The sequence below is a fragment of the Mycolicibacterium llatzerense genome (assembly GCF_025331195.1).
GTDB lineage: Bacteria > Actinomycetota > Actinomycetes > Mycobacteriales > Mycobacteriaceae > Mycobacterium > Mycobacterium llatzerense.
In genome coordinates this window covers 2,183,388-2,201,970 of the sequence record NZ_LXOV01000001.1, presented here as the reverse complement: position 1 = coordinate 2,201,970, position 18,583 = coordinate 2,183,388, and the positions used below count along the sequence as shown (strand labels likewise).

Annotated in this window: 17 protein-coding genes and 2 pseudogenes; 6 read left to right on the top strand and 13 right to left on the bottom strand. The window is 65.3% G+C overall.

Annotation, left to right across the window (positions count from 1 at the left end; genetic code table 11):
- Positions 1 to 13: 13 nt before the first annotated feature.
- The 3 genes from A7G45_RS10865 to A7G45_RS10855 form a co-directional block, all read right to left on the bottom strand.
- Positions 14 to 418 (bottom strand): hypothetical protein, encoded by a 405-nt coding sequence (locus tag A7G45_RS10865; protein ID WP_162563420.1) that lies wholly within the window; start codon positions 416 to 418, stop codon positions 14 to 16.
- A gap of 82 nt (positions 419 to 500) precedes the next feature.
- On the bottom strand, positions 501 to 1,976 hold the full coding sequence (locus A7G45_RS10860; protein WP_061002140.1) for a M28 family peptidase: 1,476 nt from the start codon (positions 1,974 to 1,976) through the stop codon (positions 501 to 503).
- A complete protein-coding gene (locus A7G45_RS10855) occupies positions 1,973 to 3,445 on the bottom strand; it encodes a M28 family peptidase (RefSeq protein WP_061002137.1) in 1,473 nt (490 codons plus the stop codon). The genes A7G45_RS10860 and A7G45_RS10855 overlap by 4 nt, the downstream gene beginning before the upstream one ends.
- A 151-nt stretch (positions 3,446 to 3,596) precedes the next feature.
- Between A7G45_RS10855 and A7G45_RS10850 the strand changes: the two genes are divergently transcribed.
- Positions 3,597 to 5,102: a tetratricopeptide repeat-containing glycosyltransferase gene (locus tag A7G45_RS10850; protein WP_237163031.1), complete on the top strand. Its 1,506-nt coding sequence runs from the start codon at positions 3,597 to 3,599 to the stop codon at positions 5,100 to 5,102.
- A gap of 59 nt (positions 5,103 to 5,161) precedes the next feature.
- Positions 5,162 to 5,311, top strand: a complete 150-nt coding sequence (locus A7G45_RS10845; RefSeq protein ID WP_234785527.1) for a hypothetical protein — start codon at positions 5,162 to 5,164, stop codon at positions 5,309 to 5,311.
- An 11-nt stretch (positions 5,312 to 5,322) separates the two neighbouring features.
- Here the strand turns inward: A7G45_RS10845 and A7G45_RS10840 are convergent.
- The 5 genes and pseudogenes from A7G45_RS10840 to A7G45_RS10825 form a co-directional block, all read right to left on the bottom strand.
- A pseudogene (locus tag A7G45_RS10840) lies at positions 5,323 to 7,061 on the bottom strand (PGRS repeat-containing protein).
- A 762-nt stretch (positions 7,062 to 7,823) separates the two neighbouring features.
- Positions 7,824 to 8,606, bottom strand: a complete 783-nt coding sequence (locus A7G45_RS10835) for a GGDEF domain-containing protein (RefSeq protein WP_260936721.1) — start codon at positions 8,604 to 8,606, stop codon at positions 7,824 to 7,826.
- 287 nt (positions 8,607 to 8,893) lie between these two features.
- On the bottom strand, positions 8,894 to 9,331 hold the full coding sequence (locus tag A7G45_RS10830) for a PAS domain-containing protein (protein ID WP_131808858.1): 438 nt from the start codon (positions 9,329 to 9,331) through the stop codon (positions 8,894 to 8,896).
- Positions 9,332 to 9,359: 28 nt separating this feature from the next.
- Positions 9,360 to 9,524 (bottom strand): annotated as a pseudogene (locus A7G45_RS32690) (PAS domain-containing protein); the annotation flags it as partial.
- A gap of 652 nt (positions 9,525 to 10,176) precedes the next feature.
- Positions 10,177 to 10,818, bottom strand: coding sequence for a DUF6875 domain-containing protein (locus A7G45_RS10825; protein WP_064860949.1), 642 nt, complete (start codon positions 10,816 to 10,818; stop codon positions 10,177 to 10,179).
- Here A7G45_RS10825 and A7G45_RS10820 point away from each other — a divergent pair.
- The 4 genes from A7G45_RS10820 to A7G45_RS10805 all read left to right on the top strand — a co-directional run bounded on the left by A7G45_RS10820 (position 10,817) and on the right by A7G45_RS10805 (position 14,810).
- Positions 10,817 to 12,121: an ATP-grasp domain-containing protein gene (locus A7G45_RS10820; RefSeq protein WP_082761713.1), complete on the top strand. Its 1,305-nt coding sequence runs from the start codon at positions 10,817 to 10,819 to the stop codon at positions 12,119 to 12,121. The two genes, A7G45_RS10825 and A7G45_RS10820, sit on opposite strands and share 2 nt — an antisense overlap.
- Positions 12,122 to 12,145: 24 nt before the next feature.
- Complete coding sequence (locus A7G45_RS10815; RefSeq protein ID WP_064860937.1) at positions 12,146 to 12,625, top strand: aminoacyl-tRNA deacylase; 480 nt, start codon at positions 12,146 to 12,148, stop codon at positions 12,623 to 12,625.
- Between the two features lie 215 nt (positions 12,626 to 12,840).
- Complete coding sequence (locus tag A7G45_RS10810) at positions 12,841 to 13,281, top strand: ATP-binding protein (protein WP_061003614.1); 441 nt, start codon at positions 12,841 to 12,843, stop codon at positions 13,279 to 13,281.
- Between the two features lie 140 nt (positions 13,282 to 13,421).
- A complete protein-coding gene (locus tag A7G45_RS10805) occupies positions 13,422 to 14,810 on the top strand; it encodes a HAMP domain-containing sensor histidine kinase (protein ID WP_276555120.1) in 1,389 nt (462 codons plus the stop codon).
- Here A7G45_RS10805 and A7G45_RS10800 read toward each other — a convergent pair.
- The 5 genes from A7G45_RS10800 to A7G45_RS10780 form a co-directional block, all read right to left on the bottom strand.
- Positions 14,771 to 15,448, bottom strand: coding sequence for a response regulator transcription factor (locus tag A7G45_RS10800; protein WP_061003619.1), 678 nt, complete (start codon positions 15,446 to 15,448; stop codon positions 14,771 to 14,773). The genes A7G45_RS10805 and A7G45_RS10800 overlap by 40 nt on opposite strands.
- Before the next feature lie 46 nt (positions 15,449 to 15,494).
- On the bottom strand, positions 15,495 to 15,650 hold the full coding sequence (locus A7G45_RS10795) for a hypothetical protein (protein WP_165605570.1): 156 nt from the start codon (positions 15,648 to 15,650) through the stop codon (positions 15,495 to 15,497).
- Positions 15,651 to 15,821: 171 nt separating this feature from the next.
- Positions 15,822 to 16,418: a phosphatase PAP2 family protein gene (locus tag A7G45_RS10790; RefSeq protein WP_061003621.1), complete on the bottom strand. Its 597-nt coding sequence runs from the start codon at positions 16,416 to 16,418 to the stop codon at positions 15,822 to 15,824.
- A 39-nt stretch (positions 16,419 to 16,457) separates the two neighbouring features.
- On the bottom strand, positions 16,458 to 17,708 hold the full coding sequence (locus A7G45_RS10785) for a COG4705 family protein (protein ID WP_061003623.1): 1,251 nt from the start codon (positions 17,706 to 17,708) through the stop codon (positions 16,458 to 16,460).
- 111 nt (positions 17,709 to 17,819) lie between these two features.
- Positions 17,820 to 18,344 (bottom strand): hypothetical protein, encoded by a 525-nt coding sequence (locus tag A7G45_RS10780; protein ID WP_234785282.1) that lies wholly within the window; start codon positions 18,342 to 18,344, stop codon positions 17,820 to 17,822.
- Between the last annotated feature and the right edge of the window lie 239 nt (positions 18,345 to 18,583).

Genomic DNA, 18,583 nt, shown 5'->3' with positions numbered 1-18,583 from the left:
ACTCAGGGCCTGATCAGTGCTGCTGCGGCCCGAAGTTGTTGAAGCCGCCGCGCTCGCGCGGCTGCGGCTGGTAGACCGTCGAGGTCTGCACCGACGTCGACGTTTCCGTCGAGGTCTGCACCGACGTCGAGGTCTCGGTCTGCGTCTGGGTCTCGGTCTGGGTGGCCGTCTCGGTGTTGGTCACCGTCTCCGGAGCGGGCGCCGGCGCCTGCTGCTGACCGCCGCCCGCGCTACCGCCGCCACCACCGCCGTGGTGCTGCTTGGCCGTCGTCGTGGTGGTCGTGGTGCTCGACGGGGTGACTGTCACGGTGGCCGGCGCGTTGTTGCCCTGCGAACCACAGGCGACGGTCAGCCCGCCCATGGCCACGACAGTCACGGTGCCGGCAACGGCCGACCAACGGCGATAGGTGCTTTTCATGGGCACCATTACTAACCCGGCAACCTGGCAACCGGACTCACAGGAACGGCGACTCCAGTTATGCAGTAGCTGTGAAACTCGGCTACTTGCCTGCTTGCCGGTGTCGTTCGTCGTGCAACGGCACACCGTTGGGGCCCGTCAGCGACTGCGCGTACGTGCCGACCGCAAACGCGACGGTGGGTCCGGTCACGGCCAGCGCCGCGCGGTTCAGCTGCTCGACGGTATCGCCCTTCGGCCCGTACCCGGGATCGAAAGCGGCGCCCGCCTGTCCGCCCCACAAGCGCGCCTGGATCGGCGATTTCCGCTGCGACGTGCCGGTCGAGATGCCGCCGACCGGAATCCCGGCGGTGAGGAACGGACCGTAGCCACTGCCCAGATCCATCGTCATGTCGGCGGGCCGCTTGCCGGCGAGATACAGATATCCGGCCAGCGTGCGCTCGAGCCCGGCCGACCCGGCGGGCACCGCGTCAAGCGGGATCTCAGGGTTCGCCTGGCCGGACTGGTCGCCGTCGAACGTGAAGAACCCGGCGTTGGGTGAACCGAGGATGTCGAAATCCAGATACAGCGCAATGTCATTCAGCGGTTCGGCAGCCAACCCGCGCACGTACTTGGTGGCGCCTTCCTGACCCACGGCGCCCGAACCCCAGAACGTGAACCGCACCGCGTTCTCGATCTTCGGCGAGCCGCCCAGCGCTGCGGCCGTCTCCAGCAGTGCCGACACCCCGGTTGCCGCGTCATTGATGCCCGCGCTCGTCGGCGCGCTGTCGAGGTGCGCGCCCGCCAGCACGACGCTGTGCTGGTCGCCGGTCTTGGTCTGAGCCAAGACGTTTCGCGATTTCACACCGGTGTTCTTGGCGTCGAGGGTGAGCTTCACCGGGCTGTTGGTTTTCAGCAGTACGGCATCGGCGTCCTTGCCGATGATGCCCACCGGCGTGTTGAGGTGTTCGTAGTAGCCGGGGCTGAACAGCCCGCGCGGGGCGCCGTTCGCGCTGGGCGGGCTGACCACCAGCACCGCGACCGCGCCGCGGGCCACCGCCGCATTCTGCTTGTCGACCACCGAGCACACCGCGTCGTCGACCACCGCGATGGCTCCCCGCAGGTTGAGGGTGCCGTAATCGTCCGGAGCGCAACCGGCCGGCTTGACAGGGTGCAACGTCGGCGCGGTCAGGCCGCCGGGCGCCGTGGACGTCAACAGCGAGGCCTGCACGACCCCCCACCGACGGCCACCGACGTCGAGCACCGGATTGCCGGGGGCACCGCGTTCCACGCGCACATACTCGGGGGTCTGCACGTCGAACCCTTTGTCCCGCAGCAGGTTCGCGACGTAGTCGACGCTGGCCTGGTAGCCGGGGGTGCCGTCGGCGCGGGTGCCCTTGTTCTCCGCCGCGATGGCGGCGAACTTCCTCAGATGCGTGTAGATGCCGTCGGTGCCCACCCTGCCGGCCAGATCGCGCGCGAGATCAGGCGCGGGCGGCGGCGGTGGGGCCGGTGGCTGCGGCGGTGGTGCACACGACGCCAGAACAGCGGTCAGCAGCCCGGCGGCCAGTGCCCGCCTCATGATGCCGAGACCACGTGCCGGGTCCGGTCATCGCGGACCGGAACGCCGTTGCGGCCACTCAAATCCTGGGCGTACCGCCCCACCCCGAAAGCCACTCCACGACCCATGATGTCCATTGCCGTGCGGTTGATGTGCGCCAAGTCGTCCGTCTTCTTGTGGTAGTTGGAGTCGAAAGGTTTTCCGGCGGTGCCGCCCCACAGCCGGGCCTGCTCGTCGTTCATGTTTTCCTCGTCGCCGGTGCCCAACCCACCCGCCGGGATACCGGCCTTGGTGAAGGCGTCGTAGTCCGACCGTCCGTTGAACGGGTAGTCCTGAGGCGGCTTACCGGCATCGGACAGATACGCCGTGAAGGTGCGATCGATTCCCGCCGAGCCCTCCGGGATACGCGGCACCAGGTCGTCGGCCAGCGGCGGGCCGGACAGGTTGCCGTCGTAACTGAAATAGCCGGCGTTCTCCGAGGCCAGCATGTCGAAATTCAGATACAGCGCAATGTCTTTGAGCGCCTCGACGTCGAGGGATTCGATGTATCGGTCAGAGCCGATCGTGCCCTCCTCCTCGGCGCCCCAGAACGCGAACCGCACCGCGTTCGCGATCTGCGGGGCGCTGCCCAGCTGCAATGCCGTCTCCAGGACCGCGGCCACGCCGGAGCCGTTGTCGTTGATCCCCGGCCCTTCCTTGACGCTGTCCAGATGTGCACCGACCATCACGACGTCATGCTCGGACCCGGTCTTGGTCTGGGCTATCACGTTGCGGGTGTGCTCAACCCGCACACCGGCGTCCAGCTTGAGGGACACCGGCCCCGGGGCGGCCCGCAGCCGAGCCCCGGCCGCCTTCGAGATCAGTACCGCGGGAATTCTCACCGTCGCCTTGGCGCCCAGGGTGCCGCCCCGCGCGGGGACGCCCGCGTCGTCGACGTCGTCCTTGTTGTCGGCCACCACCAACGCGACGGCGCCGTGCACTGCCGCGGTCGCCTCCTTCACCGCGAAGGGGCACGTGCCACGGTCCACCAGCGCGACCGCGCCCTTGATCGGCAGGCCGTCGTAATCGGCACTGTTGCAGCCTGATGCGGGACCGCCTTTGACCGGCACCAGCGGTGCGGTGAGACCGGGGGTGCCGACCGAATACTCCAGCGCCCGCGCCGGTATCCGGGTGCCGGCCACGGTCAGTTCAGGCGTGTTGTTGTACGCCACCTTGACTTCCATATCCGGAGTGACGACGTCGAAACCCTTGGCGCGCAGCGCATTCGCGACGTAGTCCACGCTCGCGTCGTAACCAGGTGTGCCGAACGCCCGGTTCCCACCGTGAGCGTCGGCGATGGCCTGCAGCTTGGCCAGGTGACCGGTCGTCGCCTCGACCGTCACGCTCTTGGACAGCTCGCCGGCGAAGTCATCGGCCGTAGGCTCCGATCGGCCGCACCCCGAGATGCCGACCGCCAGCACGAGCGCGAGCGCGACGCGGGTGCGGACCATGGGCACCACCGTAGCGTGCAGGCTCACAGAAACCGATGCACCGGGCCAGATGGCGAAGCTGGTGGCCGTTCCCGAACGCCCGCAGTGGATGAGCTGAACCGTTTCGGTGGAAGCGCAGCAAACATCAACCGAAATCGGGTATACGGATTCAGTGGACAATCCACCCGGGCCGACCATCTGCCTCAACATGATCGTGCGCAACGAAGCACACATCGTCACCGAGGTGCTCGATGCGGTCGCGCCCTATATCAGCTACTGGGTCATCGTGGATACCGGCTCCGCCGATGGCACCCAGGAGACGATCCGAAATCACATGGCGCATCTCGGAGTCCCCGGGGAGGTCCACGAACGCAGATGGCGCAATCTCGGCGAAAACCGTTCCGAAGCACTGCAGCTCGCCCATGGCCACAGTGACTACATCTGGGTCATGGACGCCGACGACACCGTCCGCGGCCGGCCCGACTTCACGCGACTCTCCGCCGACGTCTACTCCATGCGGATCAGCGACGGGCTGCTGTACTGGCGGCGGCAGCTATTTCGCGACGGCCTCCCGTGGCGATACATCGGCGTCGTCCACGAATACGCCGACTGCACTGAGCCGTTCCACGAGGAGCGCCTCGAAGGCGACTACTTCATCGAGTCCCGCCGACTCGGCGCCCGTAACAACGATCCGCGAAAGTACGAGCGGGATCGCGACCTGTTGCTGGTGGAGGTGCAGCGCGACCCGACGAACGAACGTTCGGCCTTCTACCTCGCCGAAAGCTATTTCAACCTGGGTGATTTCGCCAACGCCCGAATCTGGTCGGGCCGGCGCGCCGAGATGGGCGGCTGGGACGAAGAGACGTTTTACGCCCTATGCCAGGTGGCCCGGTCGATGTGCCGCCTGGGCGAACCGTGGCCGCAGGTCTTGGATGCTTACCTGCGGGCTTGGGCGTTCCGGCCTACCCGCGCTGAGCCGCTACATGCCATCGCCGCCGAGTACCGTGCCCGGGGCGAGTATCAGCTCGGTTATCTCTTCGCACGATGCGCAGCGGAGATACCGCTTCCGGAGGCAGACATCCTGTTCGTCGATTCGTCCGTCTACCAATGGCGTGCCCTCGATGAACAATCCGTCTGCGCATCATGGACCGGCCGGCACGCAGAATCGTTTGCGTTGTGCCGTCAGCTGCTCGCCCGTACTGACATCAACGGCGAGGACCGCAGCCGAATAGCGAGGAACCGCGATCAGTCCGTTCCGGCGCTGCTCGAAGCCGCGTCGGCATACCCTGAAGCATTGGTACACAACATGTCCAGCCACCAGCGGGGTGCCGCGGTGACGATCAGCCTGATCGCGGGACCGGACATCCGAACAACCCAACTGGCGCTCAACACATTCATGAACTGCTGTCTGGACGTAGGCCAGGCACATCGATTCCTGGTGCTCGACACCGGTCTCGCCGGCCGAGACCGGGCACTCTTGTTGGAGCAGTACCCCTTCCTAGAATTCGTCGATCACACCCCTCGACGGAACCACTGGCAGAACTCAGCGCACTGCGCGAGCACATCAATGGCCGCTACTGGTTCCATCTCGACCAGGGGTGGCTGTTCTTCGCCCCCGAGAATTTGGTCGGCAGGATGCGGGCAGTCCTCAACGCCGAGCCGACCGTCGTTCAGGTAGGCGTCAACTTCGCTGACGCACAATCCATCTCCGGCGTGTACGCACGAAACGACATAGTCTTGCGGACCGCTGAAGGCCACCGATACGTCGTCGTCGATGACGCCACCCGCGGTCCGGCGATGATCGACCTATGGCGTCTGGACGCCAAACCCGCAGCTGGGCCACGAACAACCGCCCTTGACGAGGTGTTCTGCATCAAGGGCGGTTGATCGTTCGCGGTTTATCCGCCGGCGCCACCTGCACCGCCGGCACCTCCACCGCCACCGGCACCACCAGCGCCGCCGCTCACACCGAACGTCGCATGGCCCGCGGAGCCGGTGCTGCCCGCGCTGCCGGCAGCACCTGTGTGTCCGGCGCTTCCTGCCGCACCCGCAGTGCCACCGGCGCCAGTGGCGCCCGTACTTCCGGACGCGCCGGTCTTTCCGGGCGTTCCGGCTGCGCCGGTGCTGCCTGTCGCTCCGGTCGCGCCTGTCGCACCCTTCGCGCCGGTGGCACCTGTGCTGCCGGCCGTGCCGCCGGACCCAATTCCCAAGCCGCCCAACAAACCGCCACCACCGCCGGCGCCCGCAGCGCCGCCGGTACCACCCGTGCCGCCCACGCCGCCCTGGCCGCCGTTGCCTCCGGCACCAGGCGCACCGCCGGCCCACCGGTTGCACCGCCGCCACCGGCACCACCAACGCCGGCCGCGCCGCCGGTACCACCCGTACCGCCGGTGCCACCCTTACCACCCGCACCGCCGGTGCCACCCGCACCACCTGCGATCGCGAAGGGCAGCGGGGCAATCGGCGAGATGCCGTCGCCACCGGCGCCACCGGTACCGCCGGTGCCACCGGTACCGCCGGTACCGCCCGTGCCACCAGTCCCACCGGAACCGCCCGTGCCGCCTGCGCCACCATTGCCGCCTGCGCCACCATTGCCACCATTGCCACCCGTGCCGCCGGTGCCACCCGAACCGCCGGTGCCACCGGTTCCGCCGGTGCCACCAATACCGCCGTCACCACCTTGGCCGCCGCCACCGAACAACGTGAGCAGGCCGGCACTGCCACCGGCACCACCGGCACCACCGGCACCGGCCGCAGTACCCTGCAGACCCGTCCCACCGGCACCACCGCCGCCGCCGGAGCCGCCCGGCGTACCGGCACCACCGGTTCCGCCGGTGCCACCGGTTCCGCCAGTGCCACCGGTACCACCAGTGCCGCCTGAAGCACCCGCGCCACCCGCGGCGCCCGCACCACCGGTGCCACCAGTGCCGCCCTTCAACCCGATCAATACAAAGTCGCTGCCCTTGGAGCCGGTCGCGCCGGCAGTGCCCGCAGTTCCCGCGGTGCCCGCGGTACCTGCCGCGCCGGCTGCGCCTGCGGCTCCGGTAGCGCCGGTCGCACCTGCCGTACCGGTCGCGCCGTCGGTGCCAGCAACGCCGTCACCGCCCGCGCCGCCGGTGACGCCAGTCGCACCGAAGCCACCTGCGCCGCCATTACCGCCCTTGCCGCCGGTCCCGAACAGCCCGAGCAGACCCATGTTTCCGCCCTTGCCGCCGTTACTGCCGGCCAGGACGTCGGTGCCGTCGGCGCCGTTGCCGCCTCGGCCGCCACTACCGAACAGCAGACCTGCTGCGCCGCCGTCACCGCCGTTGACTCCTGCATCGGTGCTGTCCCAGCCTGCGCCGCCGTCACCGAACAAGATGCCACCGGCTTGGCCGTTCGGGTGCGCAGCCGTACCTGCCGCGCCGTTACAGATCAGACCGCACGGACTGTCCAATGGGTCCGGCGTCGTCGGGGCGAACGGCTTGATGAGCGCTTTCGGTCCCGGCGGCGACGCGTTCGCCCCGAACAACCCGGTCAACCACCACAAGGGGTTGTTCGGATCCTGCGCAGGCGCCAGCGGGAAGCTGAAATCGGTGAGTTCAACCGCTCGCGGCGACGCTGTGAGCGCGTCCACCGCGCCTGGCGGAATCGCCATTACGATGCCGGCACTCGCGGCTGCGACGCCCAAGGCACCGGTCGCGAGATAATTGACGGACCTCAAGGTCCTGCCGGACTTTTGTTTGCGATGCTTGGACACGATCGAATCCCCTTTGGATTCAGAGCGTTTTGCCGCCCCGCGCTCGGCCTATTGGAAATTACCATGTTTGCCCACTAGCCAACAGATTCCTCAAAAAATCCGCATAAACGCACGTGGAGTGCTGATATTGCTACTGCATAGTAAATATTTGCAGTTTGCAGGAAGAAGGTTTATTAACTATCGCGATTGAATATTTTTAATCGGTCTCATACGCCTCATGCGCCACTCCATGTTCTCCGCTACACGAAAATGGAAACGCGCGGCAGAGAGTCGACTTTGCAAACAAATCTATGCTCGGCCAATCGTGAAAAGACGGGGTGGTTTCCATTTTCTGCGGACGGCATCTTCTTTTGCGGGTGCGGCATCGAGGCGGCGGTCGACCATTGTCGATGCCGCCATCGAGGACACCGATCACGCCAAGTTCGAAGCAAAACGCAAGGGCGGCAACGCCCATCGCGATGGCAGGGAAGGTACATGCTGAGGCTCTCGCGTCGTTTGGCTCGCTACGTGACGGGGATCAGTGCTTTATGCCGATGAGGAGGCGATCGCACCACTATGGAAGGGCAAACGCTTTCCGATGGAAGCGTGCACCGCGCCGACAAGGCGATGTACCGCGCGCGCCGAGCAAGCTGAGAATGGCCTACGTTTCCCGCCGCATACCTACAACCTGCGTTCGGGCGGCGTAGAGGAATGACGCGGGTCTGCGTCGGATCGGTGCCGAGGGGTGGCCGAATGTACCGACAAGAATCGGGTTTCGCCCGAACCTGTCGCTTTGGCCTGATACATGGCGGCATCGGCCTGGCGTAGAAGATCGGTGGGCGTTGTTGGCCGGGTCGGGTCGACGCCGGCAACGCCGATACTGGCGCTGACGGCGATGGTGTGCTCATCGGTGACGATTGGGTTCTCGAGGGCGTGGTGCAGCCGCCGAGCGATCTGCTGAAGGTCTGCGGCGCTGGCTGGTGCAGCGACGAGCACCACGAATTCGTCGCCGCCGACACGGGCGAGGGTGTCGGCCGCGCGGATCGCCCCCTGGAGACGCTCAGCGCAGGCTTGCAACACCACATCGCCAACGTGGTGCCCCAGCGAGTCATTAATCCGTTTGAGTTGATCGATGTCGATGAACATCAGCGCCGCCAGATGAGGGTGGTCGCTGGGCGTCATGGCCGCAGTGATCATCGCCAGGGCGCGGCCACGATTGGGTAGCCCGGTGAGCGTGTCGTGGTGCGCCGCGCGGCGCAGATGCAGATTGGTCAGGTGCTCGGTGGTGACGTCAGTGAGCGACATGACAATCGGCGAACGTTCGGGTTCATCGGGGTTGAGCAAGGTTGTGGTGAACGAAATCCAGGATTGATGGCCATCGTCGCGACGCAGGCCGAGAACCTGCGCGTAGACGGGCTGCCCGGTGCGCAAGGTGATGTTGGCCGGCCGCTGCGGGGCAGGCACCATGTTTCCCTCGGTGTCGAAACCGGGTAGTCCAGCGCGCGCTCAGCATGTGTACTAGGAAAGCGTCCGCCCCCGGGTCCGCGGATGCGGATGGCGGCCGGATTGATGGAGGCGATGGTGCCGTCACGATTGATGACCACGATGCCGCGGTCCAGCGATGTCACCACCGACTGATAGTGCTGTGTGGTATCGAGCGCGTCGGCGCGGTCGGTGCAGATGAGGATGTACCCGGTGTCGACCGCTGCGACAGAGACACGCACCGCCACAGGCCCTCCTGTCAACGTGTATCAGGTGAGGTCGCGGGCACGTCCCTCTGCGGCGATGGCAACCACATCGAGTTCGACGCCGAGCGCGTCGCGGATCAGCTGCCCGAGGGAGTCGGCGACTGATCGCCCGAACAGCCGCTCGGCAGCGATGTTCCATCCGGTGATCAGGCCGTCGACGGTGGCGGTGATGATGGCCTCCGGCGCATGCCGGACATGCAGTTCGTGGTTAATTGTATTGCTGTGCAACACTATTGGCGTGGTCACCGCTCGCAGCACCGTCTGATGGGCGGGGCGACCTTCCCACGGGGTGGCTACCGTGGTGGCTTCGATGTCGAGCGTGGTTCCATCGCAGCGCAGCAAAACCGACATCACTGGTGCCGATGCCTGGCCTGAGTCGCCGGGAGCGGTCAAGGCGCTCAAAATTGCTGCGGGATGCACAAAGTCGGTGATGAGCGCCAACCATCTGCCCCGTCGACTCGGCCATCGTCAAACTCGCCGCCGCGGCGTTGGCGTACACTACACGTCCACGATCGTGCACCAGGACGGCGTAAGGGCTGGTCTCGCTGAGGCTCCGGAAGCTGGCTGCCGATGCACCGACTGACACATTCCACGAGGTACCAGAATCGTGCCCCGTCGCATGATTGTTATGCATGCGTCACGCTCCCATCGGGGCCGACAGACACTGCCCGACGACAGTCGGGACGACCCCTGCCAAGCCTCTCTGCAATGATCGGGCGGTCTTGAGCGTCTGCGCATACCGCTGCGCCGCCGAGTCGGCGAAGTACTTCCCTGCCATGCATCAGTCCCGTCAGCCGGTGCGCGAACACCGTTCCCCGCGTCGCGCCGTCGCGCGACAAACCCCACCAACCACCTGCGAAAAATGACTGGCGCTAGCACTTCTAGCAAATCACTGATGCAGTGCTAATTCAACTTCTGGGCGCAAAGAAGTCGCAAAGAAGTTCTGATCGCGCGCCGACGACCGATCGCGCCATTCACTACCACCCGCCGGGTCATCCCAACATCATCGGCGGTCTTGAACACGTATTACTGACGAATATCCGCGAACTGCACTTGACGCATCCGCGAGAAGACGACTCCTCCCGGAGGTGCGGCCACAACTCCGAGAGGACCACTGACGAGTGTCGAACAGAAATTAACTGTGAATGATATGAGCTAAGTTATTAGCCGATACTCCTACCTAGCGGACCATGCTCACCTATGCGGACCGGTGATCGAACGCTTTTTGGTCAACGGCCCCGCCGCGGCGGGCTCTTGTCCGCGACGCGAACGCCAGGCTCTGCGTTTCAGCCGGGCGGGGTCGGGTCGCTGAATCTGTCCGCTAAGGCCGCGCGCACTGGCGAGGGGACGGTCGGCGCGAACCGTCGCAGGTAAGCCTCGACCCAGGCCGGCGAGGTGTTGAGAAAAGCGAAGTCACTGCCCACCATGTGCCGTATCGCGAGGAGCGGAACGGGCGACTGCAGCGGACGGAAGTCGGCATTCCAGAGACCGCGCTCGGTGCAGCCGTCATAGAACTGGCCGACCATGAGGCCGGCGTCAACGAATTCGGGTTTGAGTGCCTGTTGCACCGCATCGATGACGGCGACGTCGGTCAGATCGGGGAACACGATGAACACCGCCTTGAGCAGGCTCTCGGGGCCATCAGCCGGCTCCAGCTCCAGGAATGTGTCACGCAGTGTGTGCAGCTCAGCTACCAACTTGGAGAATGCCGGTAGTTCGCTGTGCACCGCGGTAATCCACAGCATGTCCTGATCCAACGAGGCGCGGGCAAAAGGGCACACCGGTCCCGCCCGCCCCAGGTCCCTATGCGGTTCCATGAGGTACTCACGAATCCAACCGCGCAGCAGGTGAGCAAATTCTGACGTTTCGTTGTCGGAATCGTCGCCGTCAGATAATTTGCAAAGACCGTCAAGCAGGGTGACCGCCATGTGCACAATCTCCCTGTCTCTGCTAACCGCCGCAGCTGTCGCGATATCCCCGTGGAGGGTGAAAACACCCATGTCAGTGCCCACCGAACGTCGAATCGCGATCGTATATGAACCCGACTCGGTCCCGCTGCTCATACTCACAGAGACGGCGACACGAAACGGGATTCACCTCGTCTGGTTAGCCGGTCAGACCGACGCACGAATACTCAGACGATTCGGAAGCGTTGTCATTACCGACGGCAGTTCCACCGAGAAGGTGACCGCGCAGCTCACACTACACGATGTCGTCGGCGTCACCACATTTGCCGACTCACGCATCGAGCATGCCGCCGCCCTGGCACGGAATATTGGTTTGCCAGCAAACCATGCCTGCACAGCACGGCTACTCGTCGACAAAATCGCCCAACGCCACGCACTGGCCGATGCCGGCGTACCCGGACCCGGGTTTGTCGGCATCGACAGCCCGGCCAGGGCAACCAGCGCCGACGAACTACTCAAGAAGCTGACCTACCCGGTCGTGGTGAAACCGGCGTCGGGGCACGGGGGCCGCGACACCATCTGCATTCCCGATTTCCCGGCGCTGGCAGCAGAATTGGCAATCCGATGCCACGCCAACCCATGGCGACCGACCATCATCGAAGAACTCCTCGGTGACTTCCCACCAACCGATCGCGGCGGCGTCGGCGACTACGTCTCGGTTGAAGTGGTGGTGGACAACGGGCTGCCCTCGGTCCTCGCAATCACCGGCCGCATGCCCCTAGCCGAACCATTCCGAGAAACCGGCGCCTTCCTCCCGGCGATACTGAGCCCAGTCGAGCGACACGACGTCGCAGACGTGGCGCTAAAGGCAGCACTAGCACTCGACGTGCAATGCGGCTGCCTACACATCGAGATCAAACTGACCACGACCGGGCCCCACATCATCGAAGTGAACGGGAGAGTTCCCGGCGGCGGCATCACCGACCTGGTTGCCGCACAAACCGGCATCGACCTTTTTGAATGCGCGCTGAACTCGGCCGCCGGACAGATCGTCGACCGGAGGCCGGGCAACGCAGCCGGGGTCCATTACCAGTTGGCCCTCCAGCCGCCGATCGGCCAACGAGTCCGACTACGACCGGATTGGTCGGCACAGTTGCGCACCGTCGCCGGCATCGAACACGTTGCGCTACGGTCAATGACCGCCGAAGTCGACCTGCGCGACGGCTCCTACGGCTACCTGCTGATGGCACGTGGCTGCGCCGACGACCACGAGGGCTTGCTAGAAACCCACCGGCGTCTGAACACCCTGTTGCTCAACGACTGATACCACTCACGAGACAGGACATCAATGACAGAATTGCACGCGCGAGTGCGCGCGCACCTGGCCGCTGCCGCGGTGACGCACCGGGTGCACGATCACGCCGCCCTGCCCGGCCCCATCTCATCGCCGACGGACTTCGCAGCCGCGCTGGGCTACCCCGTGGACCGGATTATGAAAACGCTGATCTGCCACGAACACTCCACGGGCAGACTGATCGCCGTCACCTGCCCGGTGAACATTCGGGTAGACCTCAAACGTGTTGCCACCGAACTCGGTTGCAGCAGAATCGAAGTCGCCAGCAGCGTGCAATTAGAAGCGACTACCGGCTACCCCCGACTCGGGGTATCACCACTGGGCCTGGACCCCAGTTTCATCGTCGTCATCGCGCAACACACGCTGACCTATGACACCGTTCTGGTCGGTGGCGGAGCAGCCGGAATCGAAATCGAACTCGCCCCCCGCGACTTACAACGCACCACTGACGCAGTTCCCGTCGATCTCCGATAGCGTCCCACCGCACGCGGGTACGAATACGGGCGGCACAGCCGTGCTGGCGAACTCTAATTTCTGATCGTTCTCAGCGTGTCTTCAGGTCGTGGCTCCTACGGTCGGGAGGTATATGCCCGGCGTAGCGCCACACCTGACCGAAGGCAAGCATGTTGCCTCGGCCGCCGGTCATTCACACGACCAGAAAGGACAACGCCGTGAGCCGAGAAGGAGAAATGGTCTTTCTCGATGATGTGTTGGTCCAGCATGCTGGACGGCTGCGGCAAAACACTGGGTTGTCGATCCGAACCGACCTGCAGCCGACCTACGTGGTGGGTGACGCTACGACATTGAACCGGGCGGTCACTGCGCTGGTCGAACATGCACGTTGCAACGCCGTATCGGCGATCGAGCTTGAGGTGTACCGCCGAGATGCTCAGGCGGTCATCATCATCCGCGACGACGGCCCCCATATCGCGGTCGCCGACACCGGCCGGATGTCGTCAAAGTGCAACTCCGGTCTGGAGTTGGCTGCTCGGATCATCGCCACTCACGGCGGGACACTTGCCGTGGGTGAACGCGGCGCGTGCACCAATGCAGTGAGCGTGCGGTTGCCGTCCACGCGGCAATCTCTGTTCAATTCGCCTGCACCGAAATGGATTTCGGATGGGCAATGACATCGCGCGCCGCCGAGGACGCACGCTGTGACATCGCTGCCGGAGACGGCAGTGAATGATGGAGCGATGTGGGTCGGTCGTGGGTGGGTCTCGCTGAGGGGCCTGCAAGGCCAGGGCGCCGAGTGAGCCGCCGCGTGGCGCTGAGGGATTTCGCAGGCCGGTGGCGTGGCTGGTTCGGCGGCATTGCGGTCCGCTCAGCGCTGGTGGCCGCGGCGGTGGTGCTGGCCGGCCTCGTGATCGTGGGGTCGGCCTCGACGCTGTTGCTGTACCGGATGATGTGCGCCGACGTGGACAACGCAGCGGAGGCCCGCGCCCAGGCGGTGGCCGATGTGCTGCGCAAGGAACCACCCGATGAGGTGGAATCGGTATTGATGCACACCGATCACCGGATCGTGGCCGTGCAGATCGCCGACGCCGCCGGCACCGTGGTGGAGCGATCCGACAGCGCACCGCAGACCCCGTTGATTCCTGTGCCGCACGAAGGTGCCCAGGTCGGGGTGCTGGCAACCGATGACGACGACGTGCGCGTCAGCACAATCACAGTGGCATCCCGCAAGGGGCGGCAGTACACGGTACTTGTGGGCGGGGGCATCGAGCCGATCGAGCAGATGATCGGCACTGCCGGGCAGATGCTGGCGATCACGGCGCCGGTTGTGGCTGTGGTGGCCGGAGTCGTCACATACCTGCTGGTGCGCCGGTCGTTGCGGTCCGTGGAGGCCATCCGGTCGCGAGTGTCGGCGATCAGTGCCTTCGATCTGGGCGAGCGGGTCCCCGTCGGTCGCAGGTCGGATGAGATTTCCGCGCTGGCGGTGACCATGAACGACATGCTGGCCCGCATCGAGGCCGGCCATGCCGCGCAACGACGGTTTGTCGGGGACGCATCCCACGAGCTGCGGAGCCCGCTGGCAACGGTGGTGTCCGCGTTGGAGATCGGAGCCACCCACCCCGATCTCCTCGACAGAACGCTGCTGACCAACGCATTGTTGCCGGAAGCACGCCGGATGCAGACCCTGGTGGAGAACCTGCTCCTACTGGCGCGCGCCGATGAACGCGGCTTGCCGCTGCGTCGTGTCGAGACCGATCTCGACGATCTGGCGACTGCGGAGGCGGCACGACTCAAACGGGAAACGACGTTGCGAATAGTCTCCGATCTTTCGGCGGTAAAGGCCAGCGTCGATCCGGACGGGTTCGTGCGATTGTTGCGCAACCTGGCCGACAACGCGGCCCGCCATGCCACCAGCGAGGTGACCATCGTCGTGCGCGCCGAGGGTGACAACGCCGTCGTGCAGGTGATCGATGACGGCCCGGGAATCCCTGCCGCCGCACGGGACAAGGTTTTCGAGCGGTTCTTCCGGCTGGACGCCGACCGATCCCGGCGTGGTGGTGGTACCGGGTTGGGGTTGGCGATCGTCTCCGAGATCGTGGCCGCCCACGATGGCTCGGTCAGCATCGAGGACCGACGCTCTGGCGCAGGAACCGTGGTGACGGTTCAGTTGCCGCTTGCCGGTTCGCCGGATTCGAGCCGGTAGCCTGCGCCACGGAGCGTGGTGATCGCCTCCGAGCCGATCTTGCGTCTCAGATAGCCGACATAGACTTCCACCACGTTGTCGGGGCCGTCGTAGTGACTGTCCCAGACGTTGTGCAGGATCTGGGTTTTTGTGAGGACAGTGTCCTTGTGGCGCAACAGGTATGCCAGGAGCGCGAATTCTCGCGGTGTCAGCGAGACGTCCTCGCCACCCCGGTGCACGGTCCGGCGCGCGGGGTCCAGTGAAATGTCGCCGGCAGTCAGCACGACGGGACGCTGCGGTGCGCCGCGGCGAATCAAGGCCCGCAAGCGCGCGGTGAGCACCATGAACGAAAAGGGTTTGGTCAAATAGTCGTCTGCGCCCAGATCAAAGGCGTCGGTCTGGTCGTAGTCGCCGTCCTTGGCGGTCAGCATCAGCACCGGCGTCCAAATGTGTGCGGCGCGCATCTTGCGCAAGACCTCGTAGCCGTTGAGACCCGGCAGCATGATGTCGAGCACGATGACGTCGAACTGCTCGTGGGTGGCCTGCCAGAGGCCCTCGGCACCATCGGCCACCGCGACCACGACGAACCCTTCGGCGCGCAGCCCAGCGGTGATCGTCTCGGCCAGCATGGGCTCGTCTTCGACCAGCAGCACTCTCACCTGCGTAGCCTGGCACAGACTGAGGCGGCGGCCATAAATTGGCCGGCTACATCCCCTGGACGAGTGCGCTGTCGTAGTGCCCGCCGTTCGACAGAGCCGGTGCGTTCTGGGCGCGCTCCTGGGCCTCGTGGACCGACATCGTCGCCGCCACCAGCATCAGGGCTCCGACCATCAGGTTGATTGCTTCTCGCCGGGCTGTCATGTCCATCAACACCTTTCACGGGATTCCAGCTGATCGAAGCCGAGCAGCTGTCGGGTATGCCACCAGACTGACAGCAGGTCGCTGTGAGGACGCTGAGCGCGAACAGGCCTGAAGACCCGCGCACACGTTTCAAACGCAAAACTGCTGAAAAGCCCACCGCCACAGTCTGCTTCAGTGAACGGCACCTGGCTCAGCGGCCGTGATGAGCGGCCGCAGCCGGGTCCTGGCGGCGCGTTCCACCAGCCGGCTCAGCACCGGCCGGGCGACGAGATATCCGGAAACGCTCAGGGTCGCGCCCAGAGCGAGACCGGCAACGACGTCTTGGGGGTAATGCGCACCGACATAGACGCGAGCCAATGCCATGGCCACTGCCGCGATGGCGGCGATGACGCCGAGTCGTCGATTCACCAGCCAGACCCCGGCAGCGACGGCCCCGGCCATCATCGCGTGGTCACTGGGGAAGCCACCGTCGGTGTTGCAATGCAAGACGACGATGTGGGGCAGCGCATTACAGGGACGGGTGGCATTGATGGTATCGGCGATCGGCTGGTTGATGGCCACCGCTGCCAGCACACCCAAAGGCGCCCATACCGCCGCTGCCATCGCACTGGGGTTGTTGGTTCTGCGGGCGATCCACCATCCAGCGAGGAGAAAGCTGGCGAACAGTACAACACCGTCTTCGGCGTATCCGGCCACGACCGGGTGCAGCCACGGGGTGTCCCGGGCGAAATTGTTGATGTAGTAAAAGATTCGGGTATCGAGGTCCATCGCGGCCTTGTCGTTCTGAGTTGCGAATGACTGAAGGAATCAGCGCAGACTGTTCAAAAGCGTTGTCAGAGATTGTTTTTCGTCGTCAACGCTTGGGCTGCTGGATCGGACGGACTTGAGTGCTGCGTCGATTTCCCGGTCCAGCGCCGTCCAGGCGCTGGAGTCGATGGCCTGCAGCCGGTCCTGGTCGTGGTCCCATGCGGTTTCGAGGTCGGTGATCCGCGCTCGGGCGCCGGATTGGTCTCCAGCATCGACCTTTGCCAGCGTGTCTTGGGTGACGTTGCGGAAGTGCGCAATATCGGTCGCCGGGAAGGCACCGACCTTGCCGGGCACCAGAGGCGCGGCCGCCGCGGTCGGCGCGGGCCCTTCCTCGCTGTCGGTGACGGGGCCATGCGGCTGAATCGAGGCCCATTGCAGCAGGGCGCCGGCCGCCAAGACCACGACGGCGTAGTAACCGACGGTGCTCACCGCCGATAGCGTGCGCTTCGGCGCGGGGGCCGCCGCCTGATCGTCGACCTCGATCACATCGATGCGGGTCCAGGTCAGATAGCCGACAGCAGCGGCGATCGCGGCGAGGAAGATTCCACTGGTCAGGCCGTATCCGAGGCCGAGACCGTGTGCGCTGCGCGGTGTGGCAAGCCAGTCGCCGAGGTTGGCGCCCAGCGGGCGGGTCAGGATGTACGCCAGCCAGAACGACAACACGGAGTTGACCCCGACGCGCCAGCCGATGGTCACCGCGGCGATGAGGGTGACCGGGAGCAGTACCGATACCCCGGCACTCCACCCGGTCAGGGTCAAGGTCCAGTCGCCGGCGGCGGTGCCGAGCGCGAAGGTGACCAGGACAGCGAGCCAGTAGAACAGCTCCCGCGGTCGCGTTGTGATGCTGTGGATCGACAGTGTCCGCTCCCGGGCGAACCACACCGCGAACACCACCGCCAGAGTGACAGTGAAGACGGCTGTGCTCGTGGCCATCGGGACGGCAAGGGCGTCGGTGAGCAGATCGGTGTAGAGGGTGCCGGTGACGCTGAGGACCACGACCGTCAGCCAGTAGACGACAGGGACGTAGCGCGGCAATCGCAGCTGGGCCCCCATGACCAGGGCCAGTACGGCGGTGAACAGCACCGCGGTGGCACCGAGACCCACACCGAGACCTTGGTTGATCCAGTCGGCGAAGCTCTCTCCGACCGTGGTGCACAGCACCTTGATCAGCCAGAACCAGATGGTGACTTCGGGAACCTTGCTCGCAGTCACGCGCTTCACGATCGTTGAGGGGCGGGCAGCACCGGTCATGCCTGCGGAAGGTAGTCACCGCTTGCTGAACTGACGCTGAGAACGAAGGGGCCTGTCGTCGGTCCTACAGGTGGACCAGGTGAACACCCACGTGCGGAGCTTCCCCGCGGCTCACTTGCAAAGGCCGGCAATCTTCGTGCTGACAGCTTCGCCGGCTTTCAACCGACCCGCCTGCGCCGGGTCGGCCCCGCCGATCCCGGCCTGCCCGTACATCGAAATATCCTGCAGGTCAACGGCAAACTCGCGAATCGCGGCCGTGAGGTCCGCCGGCGTGGCCCGGTCCAGATGCGTCTGCAAGTACTGAGCACCACTGCTCATGGCCAAACGCGAGACTGCTGTGACCGCCGTAACCGCAACCGGCTCAGAGCCGAGTTCGGTGTGCGTCTGTAGCGCCACCGCCGTGCGCACGGTGGTGAAGGCGGCACACGCGCGAGCCTTCGCGTCGGCGACTTGTTGCTCGGTGGGCTCTGGGACCGATGGCGACGACTGATGTGGTGGCGACACCAGCGCCCAGACCGCAACCCCTAGCGCGATGACCGCGATTCCGAGCGATGCGGGCGCCAACCACTTCGGTTGCAGATCTACCGCAACGGGCTGACGCGAGATTGACGGCGCTTCAGGGTCAGTCTCCGGCATACGCGCGATGGTAGAGCAACAACTGTCCGAATATCGGCGGTTGGACGAAGCCCAGGCAGGAACCGGTTCATTCGAGTCGAGGCCAGCATTCAGCTACCAGAGGGTGGCCGCAGTGACTGCGATCCATGCGGGCGGCGACTTGGTCGGAGTACAAGCCCGACCCAATCGCGGCGAAGTTGGAGCCATCGAAGTACCGAGCCATCTCCAGCAGAATCTCGCAACTCCGCCGGGAAGGCCCA